We start from the raw sequence: 22645 nt of genomic DNA, 5'->3' as shown, positions 1-22645 counted from the left end.
AAGCGTTTGCAGATAATGGAGGAGATCAGAATGACAGAATCAACATACATCATGGAGATTGACCAAGGAACGACAAGTTCACGAGCAATTATTTATGACAAAAAAGGTAGACATATCGGTAGTTCACAAAAAGAATTCACGCAATATTTTCCTAAAGAGAGCTGGGTGGAACATGATGCGAATGAAATCTGGAACTCCGTACAGTCGGTCATTGCAGGGGCATTCATTGAATCTGGGATCAAACCGAATCAAATTGCAGGCATCGGGATCACTAACCAACGTGAAACGACGGTGATCTGGGAAAAAGATACTGGACGTCCGATTTATCATGCTGTGGTCTGGCAATCTCGTCAATCTGCATCAATTGCTGATAATTTAAAAAAGGAAGGCTACCAAGACTTTTTCCATAAAAAAACAGGTTTAGTGATTGATGCCTATTTTTCTGCTACAAAAATACGTTGGATTCTTGACCATGTAGAGGGAGCGCAAGAACGTGCTGAAAAAGGCGAATTGCTTTTTGGTACGATCGATTCATGGCTGGTATGGAAATTAACAGACGGTCAAGCACATGTGACGGATTATTCCAATGCAAGTCGGACGATGTTGTTTAATATTCACGATCTTGATTGGGATCAGGAAATCCTTGATCTTTTGAACATTCCTCGAGCAATGCTGCCAAAACCGACTTCTAATTCAGAAATTTATGGTTATACACAAGGGTATCATTTCTATGGAAGTGAAGTGCCGATTTCTGGGATGGCTGGTGACCAGCAAGCTGCTTTGTTTGGACAAATGGCTTTTGAACCTGGAATGGTCAAAAATACGTATGGTACAGGATCATTTATCGTCATGAATACTGGGGAAGAACCACAACTATCCAAGAACAATCTATTAACGACGATTGGTTATGGAATCAATGGCAAGGTTTACTATGCACTGGAAGGGAGCATTTTCGTAGCCGGTTCTTCCATCCAATGGTTGCGAGATGGGTTACAAATGTTACAAAAAGCAAGTGATTCCGAAGAGGCAGCAAAACGTTCCACAAGTGAGGATGAAGTCTATGTCGTGCCAGCATTTGTTGGGTTAGGGGCACCTTATTGGGATCAAGCTGCGAGAGGTTCGATGTTTGGGTTGACACGTGGGACGACCAAAGAAGACATTATCAAAGCAACCTTACAATCGATTGCATACCAAGTAAGAGATATCATTGATACGATGCAAGAAGACACAGGGATCAAAATTCCAGTCTTGAAGGTCGATGGAGGAGCAGCGAATAATGAATATTTGATGCAATTTCAGACAGATATTTTAAATATTCCGATCCAACGAGCAGAAAATCTGGAAACTACGGCATTAGGTGCGGCATTTCTAGCTGGTTTAGCGGTTGGTTTTTGGAAAGATACAGATGAAATCAGAGAATTTTATGAAGCGGGCAAGATGTTTGAAGTAGAGATGCCTGAAGAACGTAGAGAAAAATTATATGGCGGTTGGAAAAAAGCGGTAGTAGCAACACAAGCATTTGAGTAAAGGGAGGGAATGTCATGTTTTCAAGAGGAACAAGACAAGAAAGTATTGAAAAAATGCAACACGAAAAGTTGGATCTGCTGATTATTGGCGGCGGTATCACAGGGGCTGGTGTGGCGCTTCAAGCCGCAGCATCAGGAATCAAAACGGGGCTAATCGAAATGCAAGACTTTGCAGAAGGTACTTCTTCACGCTCCACAAAATTAGTACACGGAGGGATTCGTTATCTTAAAACTTTTGACGTCGAAGTTGTAGCAGATACTGTAGGCGAACGAGCGGTGGTCCAAGGTATTGCACCGCACATTCCAAAACCTGATCCAATGTTACTACCGATCTATGAAGATGAGGGGGCAACGACATTTAATATGTTTTCAGTCAAAGTGGCAATGGATCTCTACGATAAATTGGCAAATGTGACTGGAACAAAATATGAAAACTATACGTTGACGCCAGAAGAAGTGTTAGAACGAGAACCATTTTTGAAAAAAGAAGGGTTAAAGGGCGCTGGCGTTTATCTAGATTTTCGGAACAATGATTCACGTTTAGTGATCGATAACATCAAAAAAGCAGCAGAAGATGGTGCTTACCTAGTAAGTAAAATGAAAGCGATTGGCTTTTTATATGAAGGAGATCAAATCGTGGGTGTCAAAGCACGTGATCTGCTAACGGATCAAGTCGTGGAGATCCACGCAAAAATAGTGATCAACACAAGTGGTCCATGGGTCGATAAAATCCGTAACTTGAATTTCAAACGTGCAGTATCACCTAAGATGCGACCAACCAAAGGTGTTCATTTAGTCGTAGATGCTAAAAAACTGCCTGTTCCACAACCAACATATTTTGACACGGGCAAACAAGATGGCCGAATGGTTTTTGCCATTCCACGAGAAAATAAAACGTATTTTGGAACGACAGATACGGACTATCAAGGGGACTATACGGATCCAAAAGTAACGCAAGAAGATGTGGACTATTTATTAGATGTCATTAATCATCGTTACCCAGATGCAAACATCACCCTCGCAGACATCGAATCAAGTTGGGCAGGGTTACGACCATTATTGATCGGTAATTCTGGTTCTGACTATAATGGTGGCGACAACGGCTCTATTTCAGATAAAAGCTTTAGTAAAGTCATTGATACGGTTACTGAATATAAAGAAAACAAGGCTTCTCGGTTAGAAGTAGAGGATGTATTGAATCATTTAGAAAACAGCCGTGATGAAAAAGCCCCTTCTTCGATTTCTCGAGGTAGCTCATTAGAACGTGAATCGGATGGTTTGGTGACACTATCAGGTGGGAAGATCACAGACTACCGTAAGATGGCAGAGGGCGCACTAAAATTAATCCGCCAGTTGTTGAAAGATGACTACCGGATGTCAGTAAAAGAAATCGATTCGAAACATTATCCCGTTTCCGGTGGAGATTTTGATCCAACGAAACTGGAGGAAACTGTGGAAGAATTGACAAAAATCGGAGTTGAATCTGGTTTAGCAGAAGCTGATGCAAAATACATTGCAGATTTTTATGGAACCAATGCGAAAAAGATTTTTGCTTTGGCAAAAGAAATGACACCGTATGAAGGACTAAGTTTAGCTGAATCTGCTCGTTTACGTTATGGGTTAGAAGAAGAAATGGTATTAGCACCAGGCGACTACTTGATTCGCCGCACGAATCACTTGTTGTTTGAACGTGATCAACTTGATGCAATCAAACAGCCGATCATTGATGCCATTGCGTCTTACTTCGCTTGGTCAGCAGAAGAGAAGAAGCGTCAAGAAGCTCATTTAGAAGAATTGATCGCAGAGTCGGATCTACGTGAATTGAAGGGGGAAAAATAGATGAGTGCAGAAATGACGCAGATCATGGGAGAATTTATTGGTACGATGATTTTAGTTTTACTTGGTGATGGGGTATGTGCTGCGGTTAACTTGAACAAGAGTAAAGCCCAAGCTTCTGGTTGGATCGTGATTGCTTTTGGTTGGGGACTAGCCGTTACAATGGCTGTCTATATTTCCGGATTTATGGGACCTGCTCATTTGAATCCAGCCGTATCTTTAGCGATGGCGATGACCGGTGCAATTGGCTGGAACCTAGTGATTCCGTTTATTATTGCGCAAATGTTAGGTGCGATCGTCGGTGCTGTTTTAGTTTGGTTGACGTATTTACCACATTGGAGTGTGACAAAAGACCAAGGCGCAATTTTAGGCACATTTGCGACAGGTCCTGCCATTCGAAATTATCCAGCGAACTTTATCACCGAGTTGATCGGTACTTTCGTTTTAGTACTAGGATTATTAGCGTTTGGACAAAACTCATTTGCCGATGGTACGAATGTCTTTGCTGTCGGAGGTTTGATCTTAGCAATCGGTCTTTCCCTAGGTGGACCAACTGGCTATGCGATCAACCCAGCTCGTGACCTAGGTCCACGTCTGACCCATGCGATTCTACCAATTGCAAACAAAGGAAACTCAGACTGGGGCTATTCATGGATACCAGTAGTAGCGCCAATGGTCGGAGCTGTCGTGGCTGTGGGCATGTACATGTTGATGGTATAAAAAAGCGATAAAGTGTGTTATTCCTTAATAAATAATATAGAAAACGGTAAAATAGGTCTTCTATTTTACCGTTTTTTAGCACTTGACAAAGAGCAGCGCTTTAAAAAATGGGTTATTGAAGATCGCAAAATCAACGGGGTGCTTTGCTGACAACCAGAAAATTTTTTTAGATTTGTTCATGGGTCTTGATTGAACTAACCAGAGTGAAATAAAGGGCTCTCGTTATTGATTGACAGTGACAGCTAAACTTGCTATAGTGAATTTGAAAATAAATAAAACCTAGATGAATGAGGTATTTTGATGAGTGTAGCAGGTATCTAACGTAGTAAGTTGAATAGCCAATAGAGCCGTAAGCTTATTTGGCATGCTTATAGATGATACCTGTCATTTCATAACCAACAATTCTATTAATGAGGGATGGGGCGCGTCTTATTTGAGATGTTCCTCATCTTTTTATTTTTCCTAGGTCTTATTTATTTTAGGACAGGTATCTCTTCAAAAAAGGAGAGAATATGAAACAAACAATCGATAAATTACAATTTAATCAAATCAAAGAAGAAGTGAAAAAACGAGCTATTGGACAATATAGCAAAAAGCGTATCGAAGAAATGACCCCGCAAACTAATCTACAGACAGTCAAAAATCGCCAAGAAGAAACAAAAGAAGCGCGACAAATCTTAGAAAGTCAGCAACACGTTCCCTTTATGGGATTGACACGGATTGATGCGTTGACTTCCCAAGTGAAAAAAGGCTTTTTACTGACACCAACTGAATTGATCGAGTATGCAGATTTTTTAAGAAGTAGTCGAATGATCCGGCGTTTTTTTGAAAAAAATCAATATCAAACACCCTTGTTGCATGTGTATAGTAAGAATATGCCTGATTTGTCGATGGTCGAAGAGTTGATCTATCAACAAATCAAGAACCAAAAAGTGAGTGATGAGGCCTCACGAAATTTACGAAAAGTAAGAAAACAATTACAATTAACAGAAAAAGAAATCCAGGATCGTCTTTTAAAGTTTCTAAGACATCCGCATAACAAAGAAATGATCCAAGAATCAATGATTGTTCAAAAAGGCGATCACTATACGATCCCAATCAAAGCTAGTTATAAAAACAAAGTGCCAGGCACGATTGTTGAACAGTCAAATAAAGGAACGACCGTCTTTATCGAACCAACGGCTGTGGAAAAAGCAAGTATGAATTATCAATTGTTAAAAGCAGAAGAAATAGCAGAAGAATATCAAGTTTTAGCTTATTTGACTGGTGCTTTAGCAGAACAAGAACAAGCAATCGATTTGATCATCGAAACGATCACTAGGTTAGATATCATTTTCGCCAGAGGGAAATATAGTCGCGAAATCCATGGTGTGACACCACGGATCAATCAATCAGAATACATCAAGATCAAACAAGGGAGGCATCCGCTGATTCAAGGGAAAGCTGTTCCGTTAGACTTTGAACTTGGTAATGACTATCGAGGATTAGTGATCACTGGAGCGAATGCAGGTGGTAAGACCGTCGTATTAAAAACAGTCGGGTTATTAACATTGATGGCGATGTTTGGTTTACAAGTTCCGGCGGCCGAAGGAACAGAGCTAGCTGTTTTCGATGAGATTTTTGTGGATATTGGGGATCAGCAAACGATCGAGAATGCGTTAAGTACGTTTTCTGGTCATATGCAAAATATTGCCGAGATGTTACGCAAGGTGAGCAGAAATACCCTTGTATTACTTGACGAGATCGGCAGTGGCACAGAACCTAATGAAGGAGCAGCGCTAGCAGTTGCTATCATGGAAGCCATGTATGAACAAGGGGCATTGATCGTTGCAACTACTCATTATGGCGAAATCAAAAAATTTGCGAATGATCATGAAGATTTTATTCCAGCCGCAATGGCATTTGATAAAGAAGCATTGAAACCTAAATACCTTCTTCAAGTGGGGGAAACAGGAGAAAGCCAAGCGCTATGGATCGCTCAAAAAATGAACATGTCGCAAACCTTGATCGAACAAGCCCAATATTATATCCAGCATAAAGCTTATCGGACAACCAAAAAAGTGTTTCAGACAACGAAAGTAAACGTGCCTAGGACGAAAACACAAGTGCAGCAATTTTCGAAAGGGGATCGAGTATATTCTGCGGTCCACCAACAAGAAGCCTTAGTTTATGAAGATACAGCAGAAGAAACGGTTACGATTTTCTTGGATAAAGAGTTAATCAATGTCCCACGAAAACGTCTCACGTTAAAGATGTCAGCAGAAAAGTTATATCCAGTCGGTTATGAATTAGACCATTTGTTTACAGACTTTCAAACTAGAAAATGGCAAAGAGATCTAGCGCGAGGATCGAAAAAAGCGCATAAAAAATTAGCCAAAGAAGCTAAAGAACGACGAGAAAAAAGAGACTAGGGGTTAAATGAAGACATTGTTTTAAAGAGGAATAGCCAATAGCTCTCGTCTTTTTTCGACAGTCGTTCCAGTAGTTTTTACGATCCAAGTATGCGAATAGCTAAATTGGAGTGTTACTCATGACTTTAGACAACGGGAAAAAATTGGCACTTGTACCGATTTAGGTTAAAATGGAACAAAGTTTATTTAGGGAGATGTCATGGATGAAACTGACTTCGAATTGGCGAAAAGAAATAGGAACGATCCCTAATCTCTTATCAATTTTTCGTGTGATTCTTTTGCCGTTTTATTTTTACTTTGTTTTAGAGCAATCGTTTATGCTTGCCGGTATCTTGATTGCTCTATCAGGAATCACTGACTTTTTAGATGGATTTATTGCTCGTAAGTTCAACCAAATCACGGAATTGGGGAAATTATTAGATCCAGTGGCAGACAAGTTGACGCAACTGGTCTTGATCCTTTCCATGGCTTGGTATCGACCGATGATTTGGTGGATATTCGGTTTATTTCTGATCAAAGAAGGGTTCATGTTTTTTGCTGGTATCATTGGATTGAGAAAAAATGTGAAATTAGATGGAGCAAAATGGTATGGGAAATTAGCAACTGCGGTCATTTACGCAGGCATGGTGCTTTTACTGTTGTTTCCCGATCTTTCGGCGGTCTGGGTCAATTGGATCTTTGGATTGATCACTTATAGCTTGCTTCAATCCTTCATTTTGTATATCCGTGAATATCATAAACTATTGAATTAAGAGAGTAATGTCTCAAATACAAATAAAAGAACTCAAACCAAGGAAGTGGTTTGAGTTCTTTTACTTGATGAGGGGATGGATTTCCGCTCATTGTTTTAAATTCTGTAGGAGAACCTTGCTTAACTCTCGAAGCTAGTAGTCTTAAGGTTTGATATAAGCATAGCCTTTTTCTTGTAATTCAATGAGGTCTAAAATACCAGCTGGTACCACGATGACTTTTTCAGGCAAGGATTCTGTACTGATATGATTGCCACGTAGCGCATTCGCACAAGCGTGGAAGGTAACCCCTAAAGCAAGAAATTCTTCATTTGCTGGATCAAGGTAGCCGGTGATGCCTTCACCGTTGACACTAACCACAATCGTCGTTTCAGGAGCGATTTTCAATAGGTTCTTGACGTTATTCATCGTTTCATGCCACTTTCTCGTTTCATCGATATGAAAAACAACTTTCATTTGAGTCTCTCCTTATTTTTTGATGATCAAGTTGATTGCTTGTTCCATTTTTTTGGCTTGCTCTTCTGCGCTGTTTTCTGGATGCTCCAAACAGTCTTTTAAGTTTTCTGCCACGATCATTCCCATGACACGATCAATGCTAGAACGAACGGCACTTAATTGTGTGATAATTGCCATACAGTCTTTCTCTTCTTCAATCATCTTTTGGATGCCGCGAATTTGTCCTTCTGTTCGTTTTAGTCGATTGATGATGTTCTTGTCATTGATTTCCATTTGAAAACCTCCTTTATGCTTCTAGTGAGATGATACCCTATGTAGGTATATTTTGTAAATAATTATGTCGATTTAAAAAAGCTAGAATTTGAATAGTTGACAATTCTCTCTTTTTTGTGTTGAATATACCCCGTAAGGTATTTATAAAAAATAAAAAAGGTGGAAATCAAGATGTCACTATTTCAAACAGTCAAATCAATCTCAACAGCGGAATTAAAAGAAAAATTGAATGGTTCTATTCAGTTGATCGATGTAAGAACACCAGCAGAATACCAAGGGGGGCATATCAGACAAGCGAAAAATATTCCACTTCAACGTATTCTAAGTTTCAAAGGAAAACAAGAAGCGCCTGTCTATGTCATCTGTCAATCGGGAATGCGGAGCAAACAAGCTACGAAAGAGTTGAAGAAAATGGGGTATGATGTTATCAATGTACGTGGTGGAATGAATCAATGGTTTGAACCAACAGTAGGAGGGAAATAAATGAAAATTGTTATTGTCGGCGGGGTAGCAGGTGGGATGTCTGCTGCCACTAGATTACGTCGTTTAAAAGAAGATGCTGAAATCGTCGTGTTTGAAAAAGGACCGTATGTCTCATTTGCCAATTGCGGGTTACCTTATTATCTCTCTGGTGAGATCAGCGAGAGAGAGAATCTTTTGGTACAAACACCAGAATCATTGGCTGCACGTTTTCAATTAGATGTGCGTCCCAATCATGAAGTCACAGCCGTTTATCCAGATGAAAAGAAAGTTGAAGTTTTATCTGACGGGAAAAAATGGCAGGAAAGTTATGATGTGTTGCTTCTTTCCCCAGGGGCAAAACCAGTCAGACCAGCTATTTCAGGATTAGCAGAAGCCAAAAATGTTTATACTGTTAGAAATGTACCGGATATTGATTTGGTAATGAATGCTCTTGAGGAACAACCCAAAAAAGCTGTCGTAGTAGGGGCAGGTTTTATTGGATTGGAAATGGCAGAGAATTTAAAAAAACGTGGACTGGCAGTTTCAATTGTGGAACTGGCACCACATGTCCTGCCTTCTTTAGATGAAGAAATGGCGGTGCATATCCAAAATGAACTCATTAAACAAGGCGTCCATGTCCAAACAAAATGTTCTGTCACTGCTTTTGAACATGGTGGCAAGCAGTTACGCTTGGATGATGGCACAACGATCGATTCTGATTTAACGATCCTCTCAGTAGGCGTTCAGCCAGACAGTACATTGGCAAAAATGGCTGGACTTGAAACGGGACTGCGTGGGGGGATCGTAGTCAATGAACACTACCAAACAAGTGATCCTTCCATCTATGCGGTGGGAGATGCCATCGTTGTCAAACAACAAATTACAGGTGCCGATGCATTGATTTCTCTTGCTTCTCCTGCTAACCGTCAAGGGCGACAAGCAGCAGATAATATAGCGGGAATCGTTCGTAACAATCGAGGAAGTCTTGGTACGTCAATTGTGCGGGTCTTTGACCTTGCTGCCGCTTCTACTGGATTAACAGAAAGAATGGCCCAACAAGCCAACTTACCTTTCTCAGTAGTCCATGTTTCTGGGAAAGACCATGCTAGTTACTATCCTGAAGCTACAGATATTTTGTTAAAACTGATCTTTCATCCTAAGACAGGTGAAATCTATGGTGCACAAGGAGTCGGTGCCAAAGGTGTTGATAAACGAATCGATAGTTTAGCCACAGCCATCAAAGGACAACTAACGATTTTTGATTTACCGGAATTAGAATTTACCTATGCGCCACCTTTTGGTTCTGCGAAAGATCCAGTGAACATGTTGGGATATGTGGCCATGAATGTCGCAGAAGGGCTAAGCGAGACGATCCAATGGCATGAATTGCCAGAAGCACTTGCACAAGGAAAAATCTTACTCGATGTTCGTAATGAAGGCGAGTTGCAAAACGGTGCTTTTAAAGATGCGCTGAATATTCCTTTAAATGATTTACGCTGTCGATTGGCGGAATTAGACCATGAGAAAGAATACATTGTCAGCTGTCATAGTGGACTGCGTAGTTACTTAGCAGAACGTATCTTGAAACAAGCAGGCTTTCATGTCCAAAATCTCGATGGCGCCTTTGCTTTGTATCACGCTGTTCGTCCAGAAGACTTGATTTATCCAGAAAAATAGAGCTTTGCCTTGCATTCTTAGTAAAATGGCGCTAGACTGGTTAGTTCTACTACTTCGAATCAAAGGAGAATGTGTATGGTCAACACACGAAATTTAGAAGAAGCCTATCTAGCGTCAGTTTATCGGCAATTACTAGAAAAGCAGGAAGAGTATCAGCAACTATTACAAGAAACCAGTGCGTACGGTCGGGACTCTCTACAAACGATGTCCGAAGATATTCGGATCAATTTTGATAGTTATTTAGACAATCTTGATACGTATTCACTGATTGAGATGAAAAATCGCGAAATCGATCAATTGAATCTCAAGATCCAATCAGCTAATGAGACTTTGAAAAAAATCGAACGGCTATTGATGAGTCCCTATTTTGGGAAGATCGAAATTGATTTTTTAGAGGAAGAAGCACAAGGAAAAAACAGTCACGAAGCTTTTTATATTGGGACGGCTAACTTTACTAATGATGAGGATGAAACCTTGGTTTATGATTGGCGTTCGCCGATTGCTTCTCTTTTTTATAACAACGATTTAGGTCATTCTTCTTATTTAGTGAATCAAAACCAAATCGAGGTAATGATCCATGAGCGACGTCAATTTATCATCAAAAAAGATCAATTGCTCCACTTTTTTGACACCTCGGTAGCAATCCAAGATGATGTCTTACTTGATGCTTTAGAACAAAGTGAGACGTCAGAGATGAAGGCAATCACGGCTACGATCCAATCCGAACAAAATACGATCATCCGAGACACTACAAGCCAAAATATCTTAGTCAATGGCGTTGCAGGCAGTGGGAAAACCTCAACGATCATGCAGCGAATTGCTTATTTGCTTTATCAATACCGAAACCAACTTTCTGCGGATGATTTGCTGATTTTGTCACCAAACCATCAATTTATTGATTATATCGGTAAGGTATTACCTTCGTTAGGTGAAAAAAATCCGTTGAATGTCACGATGCTTCAGTTGGTGGATCAACTTTTTTTAGGGAATGTTGAGTCAGAAAAGCTTATTTTCATCGGATTACGCAGACGGATATGGATGACCAGACAGCAGTTCTCAGAAGTCAGGCATTTATGAAGCAGATCGAGCAAGCGATTTCCTTGTTTACTGAACAGGCTGATTGCTTTTTAGCCATCAAAAAGAAGGAAAAAATCGTGATCTCAAAAGAAGTGATCAAAAAAATCTATGATAGCACGCCCGATTACCCGAATCTAAGAGAAAAACTTCAAGCGACTAAAGACCGATTGTTGCGCTACTGGGAAAAGCAATTGCTGAAACAAGCAGGTAGTGACGCCATTAAAGATCAATTATTATCCTTACCAGAAGAGATGCAACAACAGTATTTCCAACAGTTGATCACCGATGAATCGCCAGAAAAATTAGTCAGTTATGGCAAACAATTGCTTCAAAGAAAATATCGAACAGTAACGAAACAAATCAAACAGATGGCATGGGTCGATGAACAATTTTTATTTGAGGAGATTTATCAAAGTTATACTGGGAATAAGTATCAGCGAACAACTCCTTGTACATTAGATGAAGCCGTCGCACGTTTGCATGTACGCCATCTGCTGATCGAAAAAATCACCCAAGTCAAAAAGTTCGTGTTGATCGATGAGGTCCAAGATTATACGAGTGCGCAACTTTTGCTCTTGTTAAACGTATTCCCCAACGCTCGTTTTACATTCGTAGGAGATGAAAATCAGGGGATTTTTAATTCCACGACTTCTTTTGAAGCAATTGAAAGCTATTTTTCAACGGCTGGACGATCTGTGACGAGATATGATTTATTGAATAGTTATCGTTCAAGCGGGGCAATCACGACTCTCTTTACCCAATATTCAGGGGAAAAAGAAAAGATCGCTATTGTTCCCGTTCGTCCTTATGGGGAAGAGCCGGAATTTGTGGCTGCAGCGACTTTCGATCAGTGGCTCAGTCAGGTCAATGAACGACAACAGCACACGGGTGAACAATTAACAGTCATTACATTGGAAGAACAGCAAGCCACGATGTTACAGCAAAAAGTAGAGCGGAACAACCAGCTGAACATCCAAGTACGCCCGTTGAGTCTTTCTAAAGGACTCGAATTTGATCACGTACTGATTTATCTAACAGCTGAACCGAACACACCACGTGAAAGAAGGCAAATGTACACGGCTATATCTCGAGCAATGAAAACTGTCGTTATTTCTTTGGTAACAGATCAATAGAGAAAAAACAAGTTATCTTTAGTGAGACTCGCTAAGATAACTTGTTTTATATTTTTATTATTTTAGTTATTTTAATTTATTAAGAAAACCTTAACGTCAAGATCAAATCTCATACATATTTCAAGAAACAAGCTACTATTAAATAAACAAAATTAAATAAACACAATAAAAGTAAAGTATAAGTAAGGTCTAGTTGGTCATTTTGATGAATTGTTCGTCTAGCTGTCATCATCAAAAAATGTAAAGGTTTTTATAAAAGGGGACTAAATTTATTTTTTAAAGGTGGGAGAAAAATGAATACTCGAATAAAACGTGAAGAAGTAGCAACTCTTTTGATTAAGGATAAGTTTTTTGCCAAAGGAAATCGACGGTTAAAAATCAAGCAATGGATTGTTGCGATTCTAGGATGGTGTGGCGTGATTTTTCCATTCGTCTGGGTAATTATTTCGTTTCGGGCTTCAATGAAAGGGAGAGGATTACAATGGCATTCGTTTCCGGAAGAACGAAAAACGTTTTCTTTTTTGTTGCTATTTTTAGCGGTTGCTTTTTTAGGCTTTGTTCTTTTATTCTTATTCATGACTCGTTGGAATAATCGTCGTTACCAAACGATGCTAAGAAGTGAAAAAATGTATGATGAAGAAAAATTAGAAAAGCGTCGAGATATTTTAGAAACGGAATTCAGCATGCGCTTTGGACCTAAGGAAGAGCGTGAAGCGGTTTGCTATTACGTAGTATCAGAAGAGCAAAATCTTGAAAAAGATTTGATCGAAAACCTCTACAAAAATGAGGGGGTCGAACTCTAATGGTCAGAGTCATTCATACAGGTAATGAACTACTGGATTTTGTAGCTACGATCATTTATTTTATCCTTGTTTCTTATCCAATCCTTGGCAGTTTTGCATGGTTTATTGGGGTATTATGCTATTCGTTTTTATTTAAATATAAGCACATTGATTGGGCGGAGATTCCGACAGAGGTCGAACCGTTTATCACGATCATGGTACCGGCCCACAATGAAGAAGTGGTGATTGAAGACACAATCGATTATTTAATGACAAAAATCAATTATGGGAATTATGAAGTGTTAGTGACAGATGATGGTTCAACTGACGAAACCCCAGCAATATTAGCTCGTTTACAAAAAAAATACCCCAAATTACGAGTGATCCGCATTGATAAAAATAAGGGGAAAGCTCACGCATTTGATATTGGGATGGCTTTTGCCAAAGGTCGGTTGATCTTAAGCAATGATGCGGATACGGTACCTGAACCAGATGCTTTGTCAAATTATGTGAATTACTTTATTCGCCCTGGTGGTAGAAATATCTCTGCTGTTACTGCCAATATGGACGTGAAAAATCGTACGTCTTTACTTGGAAAATCCCAGACTGTTGAATTTTCGAGCATCGTAGGGATCATCAAACGAACACAAGCAGGTGTACTTGGCGGTCTTTATGCGTACAGTGGGGCAAATACCATGTATCGAAAAGACGCATTGATCGATGTTGGCGGCTTTCGTCAAGATCGGGCAACAGAAGATATCAGTATTGCGTGGGATCATCAGTTGAATGGCTGGATCTCGGTGTTTGCGCCAACCATCATATTTTTTATGGAAGTTCCAGTAAGTTTGCCGATGCTTTATCGTCAGAGAAAACGTTGGGCAAAAGGGGGGACGGAAGTCTGGTTGACGAATTTTAAAAAAGTCCTCTTCCATCCTTTTGAAAATATCGGCAGGACGTTCATGTTTATTGATCAAACTTTTAGTATTATTTGGTCGTTGTTCTTTTGTATTTCATTTTTCGTTTTTATTATTTTAATGGGTATTTATCTTTATCAAGGAAATTTTGAACAAATCTATCGGACATTGACGATTAGTTTTCTGTTTGTTTGCTTCGAAATGATCTCAGGCATCATTCAACTGATTGCATCTTTGGTGGTAGACGATCAAGGAAGAAAATTGAAATATATGTTACTTGCCCCATTGTATATGTTGTTATTCTGGATGGTCAATGCGATCACTATCATGACGACCTTTATCCCAGCAATCAAAACGATTTTAGGATACGGAAGCGGCACATGGAAAAGTCCAGAACGAAAAAGTGAATGATGCAACTGAAAAAGACTAGCAAACAAGTGACTGTAGCAGAAGACGAAAGCCGTCTTTTACTACAGTTTTTTTTGGTGCATAACTAAATGATCTTAAAAAAACAGCTAAATGATTCAGAGAAACCGTTTACTAACTGTTTTTTATAATAACCATTATAATGTTTAATATAAACATAAAGGAGGAGATAATATGGAATTGTACTATCTGACGGGGTTGTTTTTAATAATTATATTGTTGTATTTGTTGGCAAAAAAATATGATTTTGTCAAACAACTTTTTTCAAAGATCACGATTACTTTTTTAGTTGTTTATTTGATATGGCGTTTGTTTTATACCATACCAATAGATAGTTCTGTTTCTTTAATATTTGGGATCATTCTTTACATTGCAGAATTTATCGGGTTATTTGTCTACGGTTTTTTTATTTACCTATTTTCGAATAAATTGTCAAATGAACATCTCTATGAGGCCTATGACGAGAGTTTTCAACCAAGTGTTGCGGCGTTTATTTGTACGTATAACGAAAATAGTAAATTAGTGATCGCCACGGCTTTGGCTGTCAAAGCGTTACGATATCCCAATAAAAAAATATATATTTGCGATGACGGTCATCGTGAGGAATTAAAAGAGATGGCAGAACGTTTTTCCATCGGTTATTTATCACGAGAGGGCAATGAGCATGCGAAAGCTGGCAACATCAACTATGCACTCTCACAAACGACTAGTGACCTCGTACTACTATTGGATGCAGATTTTATTGTCAAAAAAAATATCATTTTTGAAGCCGTTAATTATTTCAAAAATCCTAAAATGGCACTCGTTCAATATCCTCAAACCTTCTATAATAAAGATCCATTTCAGCTTTTAAGAAATTCCTTTTATAATGAGCAAGAATTATTTATGCGCTTTTTGGAGCCAGCTCTTTCTCGAGAAAATGCCCTGATCCATATCGGGACAAATGCAATTATTAGAAGAAGTGCTTTAGAAGAAATCGGTGGGGTTCCAACGAATAGTATTACAGAAGACATGGCGACAGGGATGTTGTTACAAAATGCCGGTTACGAGACCCTCTTTATCAACAAGGCTTATGCATTGGGAATTACTCCTTATACAGCGAAAGAACTAGCTTCCCAACGCTCGCGTTGGGCACAAGGTACGAAGCAGATTTTTGACCACTTCAAGCCACGAAAGTTAAAAGGGTTGTCATTGATGCAAAAATTATGTTATTACAACTCTTATTTGTATTGGTTTACTTCTTTCCAAAAAATTATTTTTTTATTAGCTCCTACGCTGTTTATGGTTTTTGATATTTTTATTGTAAGAAGTAACAACCATCAATTGTTACTATTCTTTTTACCGCCGTTTGTTATGATCACCTTATCCTTTAGGTTATACGTGCCTAAAATAAGAAATCTAACGAGTTCTCACATTTATGATTGCTTTGTGGCACCGATCCACACAGGAGCATTATTAAAAGAATTTTTCAAACCACAAAAGAAATTCAACGTAACGAAAAAAGAAATTGTCGGGAGTAACGCATTTGATTGGCGTACGGTGTTCCCGCATATCGTTCTTTTTTGCTGGATTCTTTTTGCTTGTATCATTGCTCTTTACCGATTGATTCGTGGGGAAGGCTATGAATTTGGTTATATTGTTACGTTAGTATGGTCAGTCTATAATCTTTATGGCTTGTTTTATGCCATCACGATCGGTAAAAACCGAGATATCGAAAGTGACAGTGAAGCATTAAGTATCACAGTCAATCGTCAGTTATCCTATGATTCGAAAATCTTTGAGATGTATCAAATGAGTTTTAATGGCTTTCGGATCAGAACTGGCGGGGAATCATTCATTCCGGGAGAAAACTATATATTTGTTGATCAACAACAAGGGTTGCAGATTACTTCAGTGTGTCGAGAAACACAGGAAGCTTACACCACTTTCTCATTCGAAGATTTGACCCCACAATCAGCGGAAGAACTAGCGAGTTATTATAGTGACCAGCTGAATGCTGCCAAACAATTAGAGTTTGATATGGAAGATGATTTAGTAGAAAGCTAAAAAAAGAAGAATCACTCGCTTTTCAAAAAAGCGAATGATTCTTTTTTCATTTTTTATCAGCTATTCAAGACTTCTCCACAGGCTCGACATGAACGTCCGTTTCGTGAACTTGAAATTGTTCAAATAAAGTGTGTTCAATCAAATCAGAAATATCATGACTTTCTTTGACAGTCAAATTAGGGTCCATGGTAACAGTGATATCTACATAAGTATTGGAACCATAAGTACGCCCTTTGATACTTTTCACGCTTTGGACTTCAGGGATATTATTGACCGCTTGTTTGTAGCGCTCTAATTTTTTTTGATCAAACCCATCGGATAAAGAAAAGGAGCTTTCTCTAAAGATGTCAATCGCTGTTTTTAAAATCAATAAACCGACGACGATTGCAGCGACACTGTCCAACCAACCTAAATTGAAGGAGGCTGCAAATACAGCCACAGCTGTACCGATACTTGTCCATGCGTCACTAAGATTATCTTTCGCAGCAGCTAGTAAACCTGGACTATTGACTTTCGTGGCTAATTTTTTATTAAAGAGATAAACCCCGTACATGATCAGCGCTGAGACAATCCCCACAATGGCTGCGGTCATATCAGGTGATTCCATTTTTTTGTCAGTAATCGAGAGAATCGAAGAGTACAAGACTTCCAGACCAACCAATAACATAATAAACGAAGTGATTAAACTCGCAATATTTTCGGCTTTCCAGTGACCATAGCGATGTTCAGTGTCTGCAGGTTTGCGTGAGATTCTCAAACCAATCAATACAGCAACTGAAGCTAGGATATCCGTAAAATTGTTTAAGCCATCTGCTCTTAACGCTTCAGAATTTGCGAGATTCCCGATAGTCAACTTCAGTATCGAGACTACGATATAAGCGACAATACTGATGATTGCACCTAATTCTGCTTGTTTCAATTGTTTATATCTGTCTTTGTTCACACATTTTCACTCCAACATAAAGTATTTTATTATCTTATAATATTTTCGAATAAAATCACTAAAAGTGTGGAAAATATAATGGTTTTGGATAGGCGAAATTTGGAACTATCCCGAACTTAACTGAATCGATAGGAGCAGCGAATCAAACGGGTTTCAGCTATGATGACACCTGCAGTAGATTCAGTGATGAGCTAAAAGCAGAAAGCAGAAAAGTCATCTGATGCGTATGCTTTGAGCTTTAAATTTAACCGTGTTAGGGTAGATTTGTACCGAATAAGAAGGAGGAAAGAGACACATGGCAAAAAGAGATTTACCAAAAGTCGAAACTCGTCTTTATATCAATGGCAAATGGCAGACAGGAACAGAAGGTACCTTCGAGGTGATTAACCCTGCAACAGGTGAAACCTTAGCGAATGTTCAAAAAGGTGGAGAAAGTGAAACCCACGAAGCAATCAAAGCCGCTAAGAAAGCATTTGAAGAGTGGTCAAAAACTTCTCCTGCTCAACGGGCAAAATTAATGAACAAGATGGCAGATCTAGTGGAAGAAGACAGTGAACGTTTAGCTACGATCATGACGATGGAACAAGGAAAGCCACTCAAACAAGCTGCTTCAGAAATCAACACGAATGTTGAAAATTTGCGGTGGAATGCTGCCGAAGGGCAAAGAATCTTAGGCGAGATCATTCCTTCTCCGGCAACCAATGAATGGCAAGTACGCAAAGAACCAGTTGGAGTAGTAGGTGCAATCACTCCTTGGAACTTTCCATCCAATATGATTATCCGTAAGATATCTCCAGCAATCGCGGCTGGCTGCACGGTTATCTTAAAACCAGCAAAAGCGACACCGCTTTCTGCATTGGCGTTAATGGAGCTTTTTGATCAAGCTGGCTTTCCTCCAGGGGTCGTCAATATCGTGACTGGAGACTCCTCAACGATCGGTAAAATTCTAACCGAATCAGAAGACGTGCAAAAAATCACTTTCACTGGTTCGACAGAAGTAGGACAAATCTTAAATAAACAAGCAGCATCAACGTTGAAAAAAGTTTCCATGGAACTAGGCGGACATGCGCCGTTGATTATTTTTCCAGATGCAGATTTAGAATTAGCAACGGATCAATTGATCAAAACAAAATTCATCAATAACGGACAAGTATGTACGTCGCCTAATCGAATTTTTCTTCATGAAGCAATCAAAGAAGAAGCTACGAAATTGATCGTCGAAAAAATCAAACAAGTATCCGTTGGTAATGGCTTAGATGATCCAACGACAGGTCCTTTGATTAATCAAGAAGGTGTGGAAAAGGTAGAAGAACAAATCAAAGATGCCGTAGATAAAGGAGCCAAGATTTTAGCAGGTGGGCAACGACTGACAGAAGGCGAGTATGCGCATGGCTATTTCTTTGAACCCACTGTTTTGGACGGTGTCACGAAGGAAATGGACATCTTTTATCAAGAAACCTTTGGACCAGTGATTCCGTTGATTGCGTTTAAGGAAGAAGAAGAAGTGATCAAAGACGCCAATGATACCATCTTTGGGTTAGCTTCTTACTTCTTCGCAACGAATATCCACACGATCGCGAATGTTAGCCAAAAACTCCAATATGGGATGGTCGGTGTCAATGATACAGCTATTTCAAATTCAGCTACGCCATTTGGAGGGGTCAAGCATTCAGGCTTTGGTCGGGAAAATGGAACTTACGGTGTGGAAGAATATGTAGTAGCGAAGTTTGTGACGATTCGGACAGCTAAATAACTAGCGTATCAAAAAGCAAAAAAATAACCAAAGAAGCTAGATTCTTCCCAGCTAGTTTCTTTGGTTATTTCTACGTTATTTCTGTTGTTCTTGCTTTCGACATTCATGATAGACATGATAGAGATTTAGTTCATATTCTTTTTTGGCATTCGTTACAACAGTATCTAAAATCAACCCAGTAACTAATGAAAGTAAGGCAAGGATCATCAATCCGGTACTTAAAATAGCAGAAGGTACCCGTGTGATAAAGTGAGTCAGCATATACTCTCGGATCACTGGAACACCGGCAAATAAGCCGAATACAAAAAAGAAAAAGGTCCAGATGCCAAAAAACATCAATGGTTTGTAGTCTTTCCACATTTTAACGATCATCATGATCACTTTAAATCCATCAGAAAATGTATTCAGTTTCGATTCACTGCCTTCTGGACGGTCTCGGTAATCGATCGGCAATTCGACCAATTTGAATTTTTTGTCTAAGGCATGGATCGTCAGCTCAGTTTCGATTTGGAATCCGGAACTCATGATCGGGAAACTTTTGACAAAAATACGATTAAATCCTCGATAACCTGTCATGACGTCTCGTATTTTTGTTTTATATAATCGTGTGATTGTGTTTTTCACTAAATTATTCCCAAAATCATGAAACGGACGTTTGTTTTCGTCAAAGTAAGTCCCATTTGAAAGTCGGTCACCAATTACCATATCCGCTTCACCTGAGCGAAGTTTATCCAGTAATCCATGCACCGCTTCGGCAGGATAGGTATCATCACCATCCACCATGAGATAGTAATCTGCATCAATATCAAAAAACATTTGCCGAATGACGTTTCCTTTCCCTTGTCTTGGTTCTTTTTTGACGATTGCACCACACGCCACGGCAAGTTCATAGGTGGTATCAGTCGAATTGTTGTCATATACGTAAATCTCTGCTTCCGGTAATTCTCGTCTAAAGTCTGCAATGACTGTTGAAATCGTCGCTTCTTCATTATAACAAGGAATCAGAACAGCAATTTTCTCTTGTTGTTCCATTTTTCACTCTCCTTAAATCATAGAAAACAAAATCTCTATTAAGAATACTGTATCAAATTCTTAAATGCTAGTACCTAGAGAGAATTTTCACTTCTTTTTGTTTCTATTGTAAAAAGCCCCGTATAAAACCACTATTTTTATGTTCATGGTGATAGCTGAGGTTCGCTTTATTAAATCAACTCATTCTTTTTTCTTGAAATCTCTAACACGGTGCCGGTATACGCATCCGCTAAAAATTCGTAGCAAATGATTTCGCCATCTTCCAGGCGGGAAATCCCTCCACGATAAGCTTTGGAATGAATCGCAAATTTTCTAGTCGGTTCTTTTTCAAATGAGATCCAAGACCCCTCGATGGAGCCTTCTTTTAAGAATGATTCTTTGACTTGTTCTAAGACTTGATCGGCTGATAACGTTTTCTTACGTTGATACAAAACCATTGAAGTGATGCCACTGATTAAACCAAGTCCGATACCTATAGCAAGACCGTTTTTAAAATTATTTGACTCACATTCTTCAGAATACATACGTCTTACCTCCTTCTTTGTCCAAAAAGATTATCTTCATTTATTCTACCATACTCTGTGTTTTTCTTAGAAATAAATAACCGCTATCAATTAAAATAAGCTATAATAAATGTGAGTGATTGACTAAGAGCAATACAAATTAGTCAGTCAACTATAAATTTGAGAGGAGCATAGTCTGAATCTTAGGCGAACTTTATTATGGATGAAAAAACATTTCAACGAATCAAAGAGTTAACAGAACTTCAAGGAACAAGTGGTTTTGAACAAGACATTCGTGCGTATATGGAAGCGCACATGGAACCCTTAGTGGACGAATTACAACTAGATGGTTTAGGTGGAATCTTTGGCTTACGCCAACATGAAGAGGCAGATGCCCCACGTGTGATGGTTGCGGCTCATATGGATGAAGTAGGATTTATGCTAACCCAAATCCAGGACAACGGTTTATTCAAAGTTGTACCTTTAGGTGGCTGGAATCCGTATGTGGTTTCTGCTCAACGCTACACATTGAAGACTTCTTCTGGCAAAAATTACCCATGTATTTCTTCTTCTGTTCCACCACATTTATTACGTGGAACAAGCGGTCAAAAATCAGTGGAAGTAACAGATATCTTATTTGATGCTGGTTTTGAATCACGTGAAGAAGCAATGAGCTTTGGCGTATTGCCAGGCGATACGATCGTACCATTTGCTGAAACCATCAAAACGGCTAATGGCAAAAATATCATCAGTAAATCATGGGATAACCGCTATGGTTGTACAATGGTGTTAGAAGCGTTAGAAGCGCTGCAAAATGAAAAACTAGGTCATACATTGATCGCAGGAGCAAACGTGCAAGAAGAAGTTGGTTTACGTGGGTCAAAAGCTTCTGTCAATAAATTCAAACCTGATCTATTCTTTGCAGTCGATTGCTCAGCAGCAGACGATACGGTAACGAAAAAAGGGACATTCGGACATCTAGGTGAAGGAACGTTGATGCGTATCCAAGACCCAGGATTGATCATGTTACCACGCTTGCGTGAATACTTATTAGACGTGGCTGAAACAAACAACATTCCTTACCAATACTTTGTCTCAAAAGGCGGCACAGATGCAGGTGCGGCACATACACAAAACGAAGGAATCCCAAGTACGGTGATCGGAGTCGTAGGACGCTACATTCATACACATCAAACAATGTTTAGCATTCGTGACTTTGAAGCAGCAAGAGAGATGTTAATCCAAACATTAAAAGGATTAGACAAATCGACTGTCAATACGATCGTTTACGGAAAATAAGAATATATCCTTTAAACGAAGTGAAACGAGAACCATGGATCGTGGAACAGAGACTGAAGGATAGTGTAAATAGTTAAGAAGTTCAGAAATAGAGGAAGTCCTATTATTGGGCTTCCTTTTTAGGTCTTCTTGTTTTTTCGTCAGTCAGTAAATACGGGGGAAATCGGTGAATCGTTTTTTTTTGGTTGAAGCATCTGAATTTTTTGAATACAAAAGTGAGGACTGGTTAGGAGTTGGTGACTTTTAAAGAAAGGTGTATAATTTAAATATAAGAAGAAAAGAGGGACAGCAATGATTATTCCAGAAAACTTAGAAGAATTAGCAGGTTACGTTGAAAAAGGAAACAGTGTCTTTTTCTTTACCGCAGATTGGTGTGGCGATTGTCGCTTTATCAAGCCTCAAATGCCAGAAATAGAAAATGATTTTGCCGCATGGCGTTTTATTGAAGTCGATCGTGACAAATACATAGATGTAGCCGCTGAGTGGAACATTTTTGGAATCCCAAGTTTTGTAGTGATCAAAGACGGTAAAGAATTAGGTCGTCTAGTGAATAAAGATCGGAAAACAAAACAAGAAATCGAGGATTTTTTAAATCGTGTGACGAACGGCTAACATCTGGATATTTGT

Annotated in this window: 18 protein-coding genes and 1 pseudogene; 14 read left to right on the top strand and 5 right to left on the bottom strand. The window is 39.1% G+C overall.

The features are described from left to right. Window positions 1-30: 30 nt before the first annotated feature. The 5 genes from glpK to IGL28_RS11850 all read left to right on the top strand — a co-directional run bounded on the left by glpK (window position 31) and on the right by IGL28_RS11850 (window position 7245). The gene (gene glpK, locus IGL28_RS11870; protein WP_438843962.1) at window positions 31-1527 is read left to right on the top strand and encodes a glycerol kinase GlpK; all 1497 of its coding nucleotides are present in this window, start codon (window positions 31-33) and stop codon (window positions 1525-1527) included. 14 nt (window positions 1528-1541) lie between these two features. Further along, window positions 1542-3365 carry a type 1 glycerol-3-phosphate oxidase gene (gene glpO, locus IGL28_RS11865; RefSeq protein ID WP_081128814.1) on the top strand — a complete coding sequence of 608 codons (1824 nt, stop codon included), beginning with the start codon at window positions 1542-1544 and terminating at the stop codon, window positions 3363-3365. Then, window positions 3366-4082 carry an MIP/aquaporin family protein gene (locus IGL28_RS11860; protein WP_010720960.1) on the top strand — a complete coding sequence of 239 codons (717 nt, stop codon included), beginning with the start codon at window positions 3366-3368 and terminating at the stop codon, window positions 4080-4082. It begins immediately after the preceding gene. A gap of 512 nt (window positions 4083-4594) precedes the next feature. Then, window positions 4595-6493 carry an endonuclease MutS2 gene (locus tag IGL28_RS11855; protein ID WP_081128812.1) on the top strand — a complete coding sequence of 633 codons (1899 nt, stop codon included), beginning with the start codon at window positions 4595-4597 and terminating at the stop codon, window positions 6491-6493. Window positions 6494-6696: 203 nt separating this feature from the next. Further along, window positions 6697-7245, top strand: coding sequence for a CDP-alcohol phosphatidyltransferase family protein (locus IGL28_RS11850; RefSeq protein WP_081128810.1), 549 nt, complete (start codon window positions 6697-6699; stop codon window positions 7243-7245). A 141-nt stretch (window positions 7246-7386) separates the two neighbouring features. Here IGL28_RS11850 and IGL28_RS11845 read toward each other — a convergent pair whose 3' ends face one another. Next, window positions 7387-7698, bottom strand: a complete 312-nt coding sequence (locus IGL28_RS11845; protein WP_010720957.1) for a DsrE family protein — start codon at window positions 7696-7698, stop codon at window positions 7387-7389. A gap of 12 nt (window positions 7699-7710) precedes the next feature. Beyond that, a complete protein-coding gene (locus IGL28_RS11840) occupies window positions 7711-7971 on the bottom strand; it encodes a metal-sensitive transcriptional regulator (RefSeq protein WP_010737033.1) in 261 nt (86 codons plus the stop codon). Between the two features lie 171 nt (window positions 7972-8142). On the opposite strand from IGL28_RS11840, the gene IGL28_RS11835 reads away from it, so the two are divergent. From IGL28_RS11835 to IGL28_RS11810, 6 genes and pseudogenes are all read left to right on the top strand, one after another. Next, window positions 8143-8454 carry a rhodanese-like domain-containing protein gene (locus tag IGL28_RS11835; RefSeq protein ID WP_010720955.1) on the top strand — a complete coding sequence of 104 codons (312 nt, stop codon included), beginning with the start codon at window positions 8143-8145 and terminating at the stop codon, window positions 8452-8454. After that, entirely contained in the window at window positions 8455-10110 is a 1656-nt protein-coding gene (locus tag IGL28_RS11830) for an FAD-dependent oxidoreductase (protein ID WP_081128808.1), read from the top strand. Between the two features lie 75 nt (window positions 10111-10185). Then, window positions 10186-12320 (top strand): annotated as a pseudogene (locus tag IGL28_RS11825) (HelD family protein). 293 nt (window positions 12321-12613) lie between these two features. Further along, window positions 12614-13123 (top strand): hypothetical protein, encoded by a 510-nt coding sequence (locus tag IGL28_RS11820; protein ID WP_081128804.1) that lies wholly within the window; start codon window positions 12614-12616, stop codon window positions 13121-13123. Beyond that, on the top strand, window positions 13123-14427 hold the full coding sequence (locus IGL28_RS11815; protein WP_438843961.1) for a glycosyltransferase family 2 protein: 1305 nt from the start codon (window positions 13123-13125) through the stop codon (window positions 14425-14427). The genes IGL28_RS11820 and IGL28_RS11815 overlap by 1 nt, the downstream gene beginning before the upstream one ends. Before the next feature lie 189 nt (window positions 14428-14616). Further along, window positions 14617-16488, top strand: a complete 1872-nt coding sequence (locus IGL28_RS11810; RefSeq protein ID WP_081128802.1) for a glycosyltransferase — start codon at window positions 14617-14619, stop codon at window positions 16486-16488. Window positions 16489-16552: 64 nt separating this feature from the next. Here the strand turns inward: IGL28_RS11810 and IGL28_RS11805 are convergent, their stop codons facing one another. Continuing rightward, window positions 16553-17431: a cation diffusion facilitator family transporter gene (locus tag IGL28_RS11805; RefSeq protein ID WP_081128800.1), complete on the bottom strand. Its 879-nt coding sequence runs from the start codon at window positions 17429-17431 to the stop codon at window positions 16553-16555. 295 nt (window positions 17432-17726) lie between these two features. On the opposite strand from IGL28_RS11805, the gene IGL28_RS11800 reads away from it, so the two are divergent. Further along, window positions 17727-19184, top strand: a complete 1458-nt coding sequence (locus tag IGL28_RS11800; protein WP_010737042.1) for an NAD-dependent succinate-semialdehyde dehydrogenase — start codon at window positions 17727-17729, stop codon at window positions 19182-19184. Window positions 19185-19259: 75 nt separating this feature from the next. Here IGL28_RS11800 and IGL28_RS11795 read toward each other — a convergent pair whose 3' ends face one another. Beyond that, window positions 19260-20216, bottom strand: a complete 957-nt coding sequence (locus IGL28_RS11795; RefSeq protein WP_002317103.1) for a glycosyltransferase family 2 protein — start codon at window positions 20214-20216, stop codon at window positions 19260-19262. Window positions 20217-20386: 170 nt separating this feature from the next. After that, window positions 20387-20740, bottom strand: coding sequence for a PepSY domain-containing protein (locus IGL28_RS11790; RefSeq protein WP_002317104.1), 354 nt, complete (start codon window positions 20738-20740; stop codon window positions 20387-20389). A gap of 198 nt (window positions 20741-20938) precedes the next feature. Here IGL28_RS11790 and pepA point away from each other — a divergent pair, with 198 nt between their 5' ends. Together pepA and IGL28_RS11780 are read left to right on the top strand one after the other, a co-directional pair. Then, the gene (pepA, locus tag IGL28_RS11785; RefSeq protein WP_010720947.1) at window positions 20939-22018 is read left to right on the top strand and encodes a glutamyl aminopeptidase; all 1080 of its coding nucleotides are present in this window, start codon (window positions 20939-20941) and stop codon (window positions 22016-22018) included. A gap of 291 nt (window positions 22019-22309) precedes the next feature. After that, window positions 22310-22630: a thioredoxin family protein gene (locus tag IGL28_RS11780; protein WP_002317106.1), complete on the top strand. Its 321-nt coding sequence runs from the start codon at window positions 22310-22312 to the stop codon at window positions 22628-22630. The last annotated feature ends 15 nt before the right edge of the window (window positions 22631-22645 follow it).

Origin of the sequence: Enterococcus sp. AZ077 (assembly GCF_051714965.1) — a bacterium.
Taxonomy (GTDB): Bacteria; Bacillota; Bacilli; order Lactobacillales; family Enterococcaceae; genus Enterococcus_B; species Enterococcus_B hirae.
The sequence above is the reverse complement of the archived record's forward strand: the minus strand, read 5'-3'. Positions and strand labels throughout refer to the sequence as shown.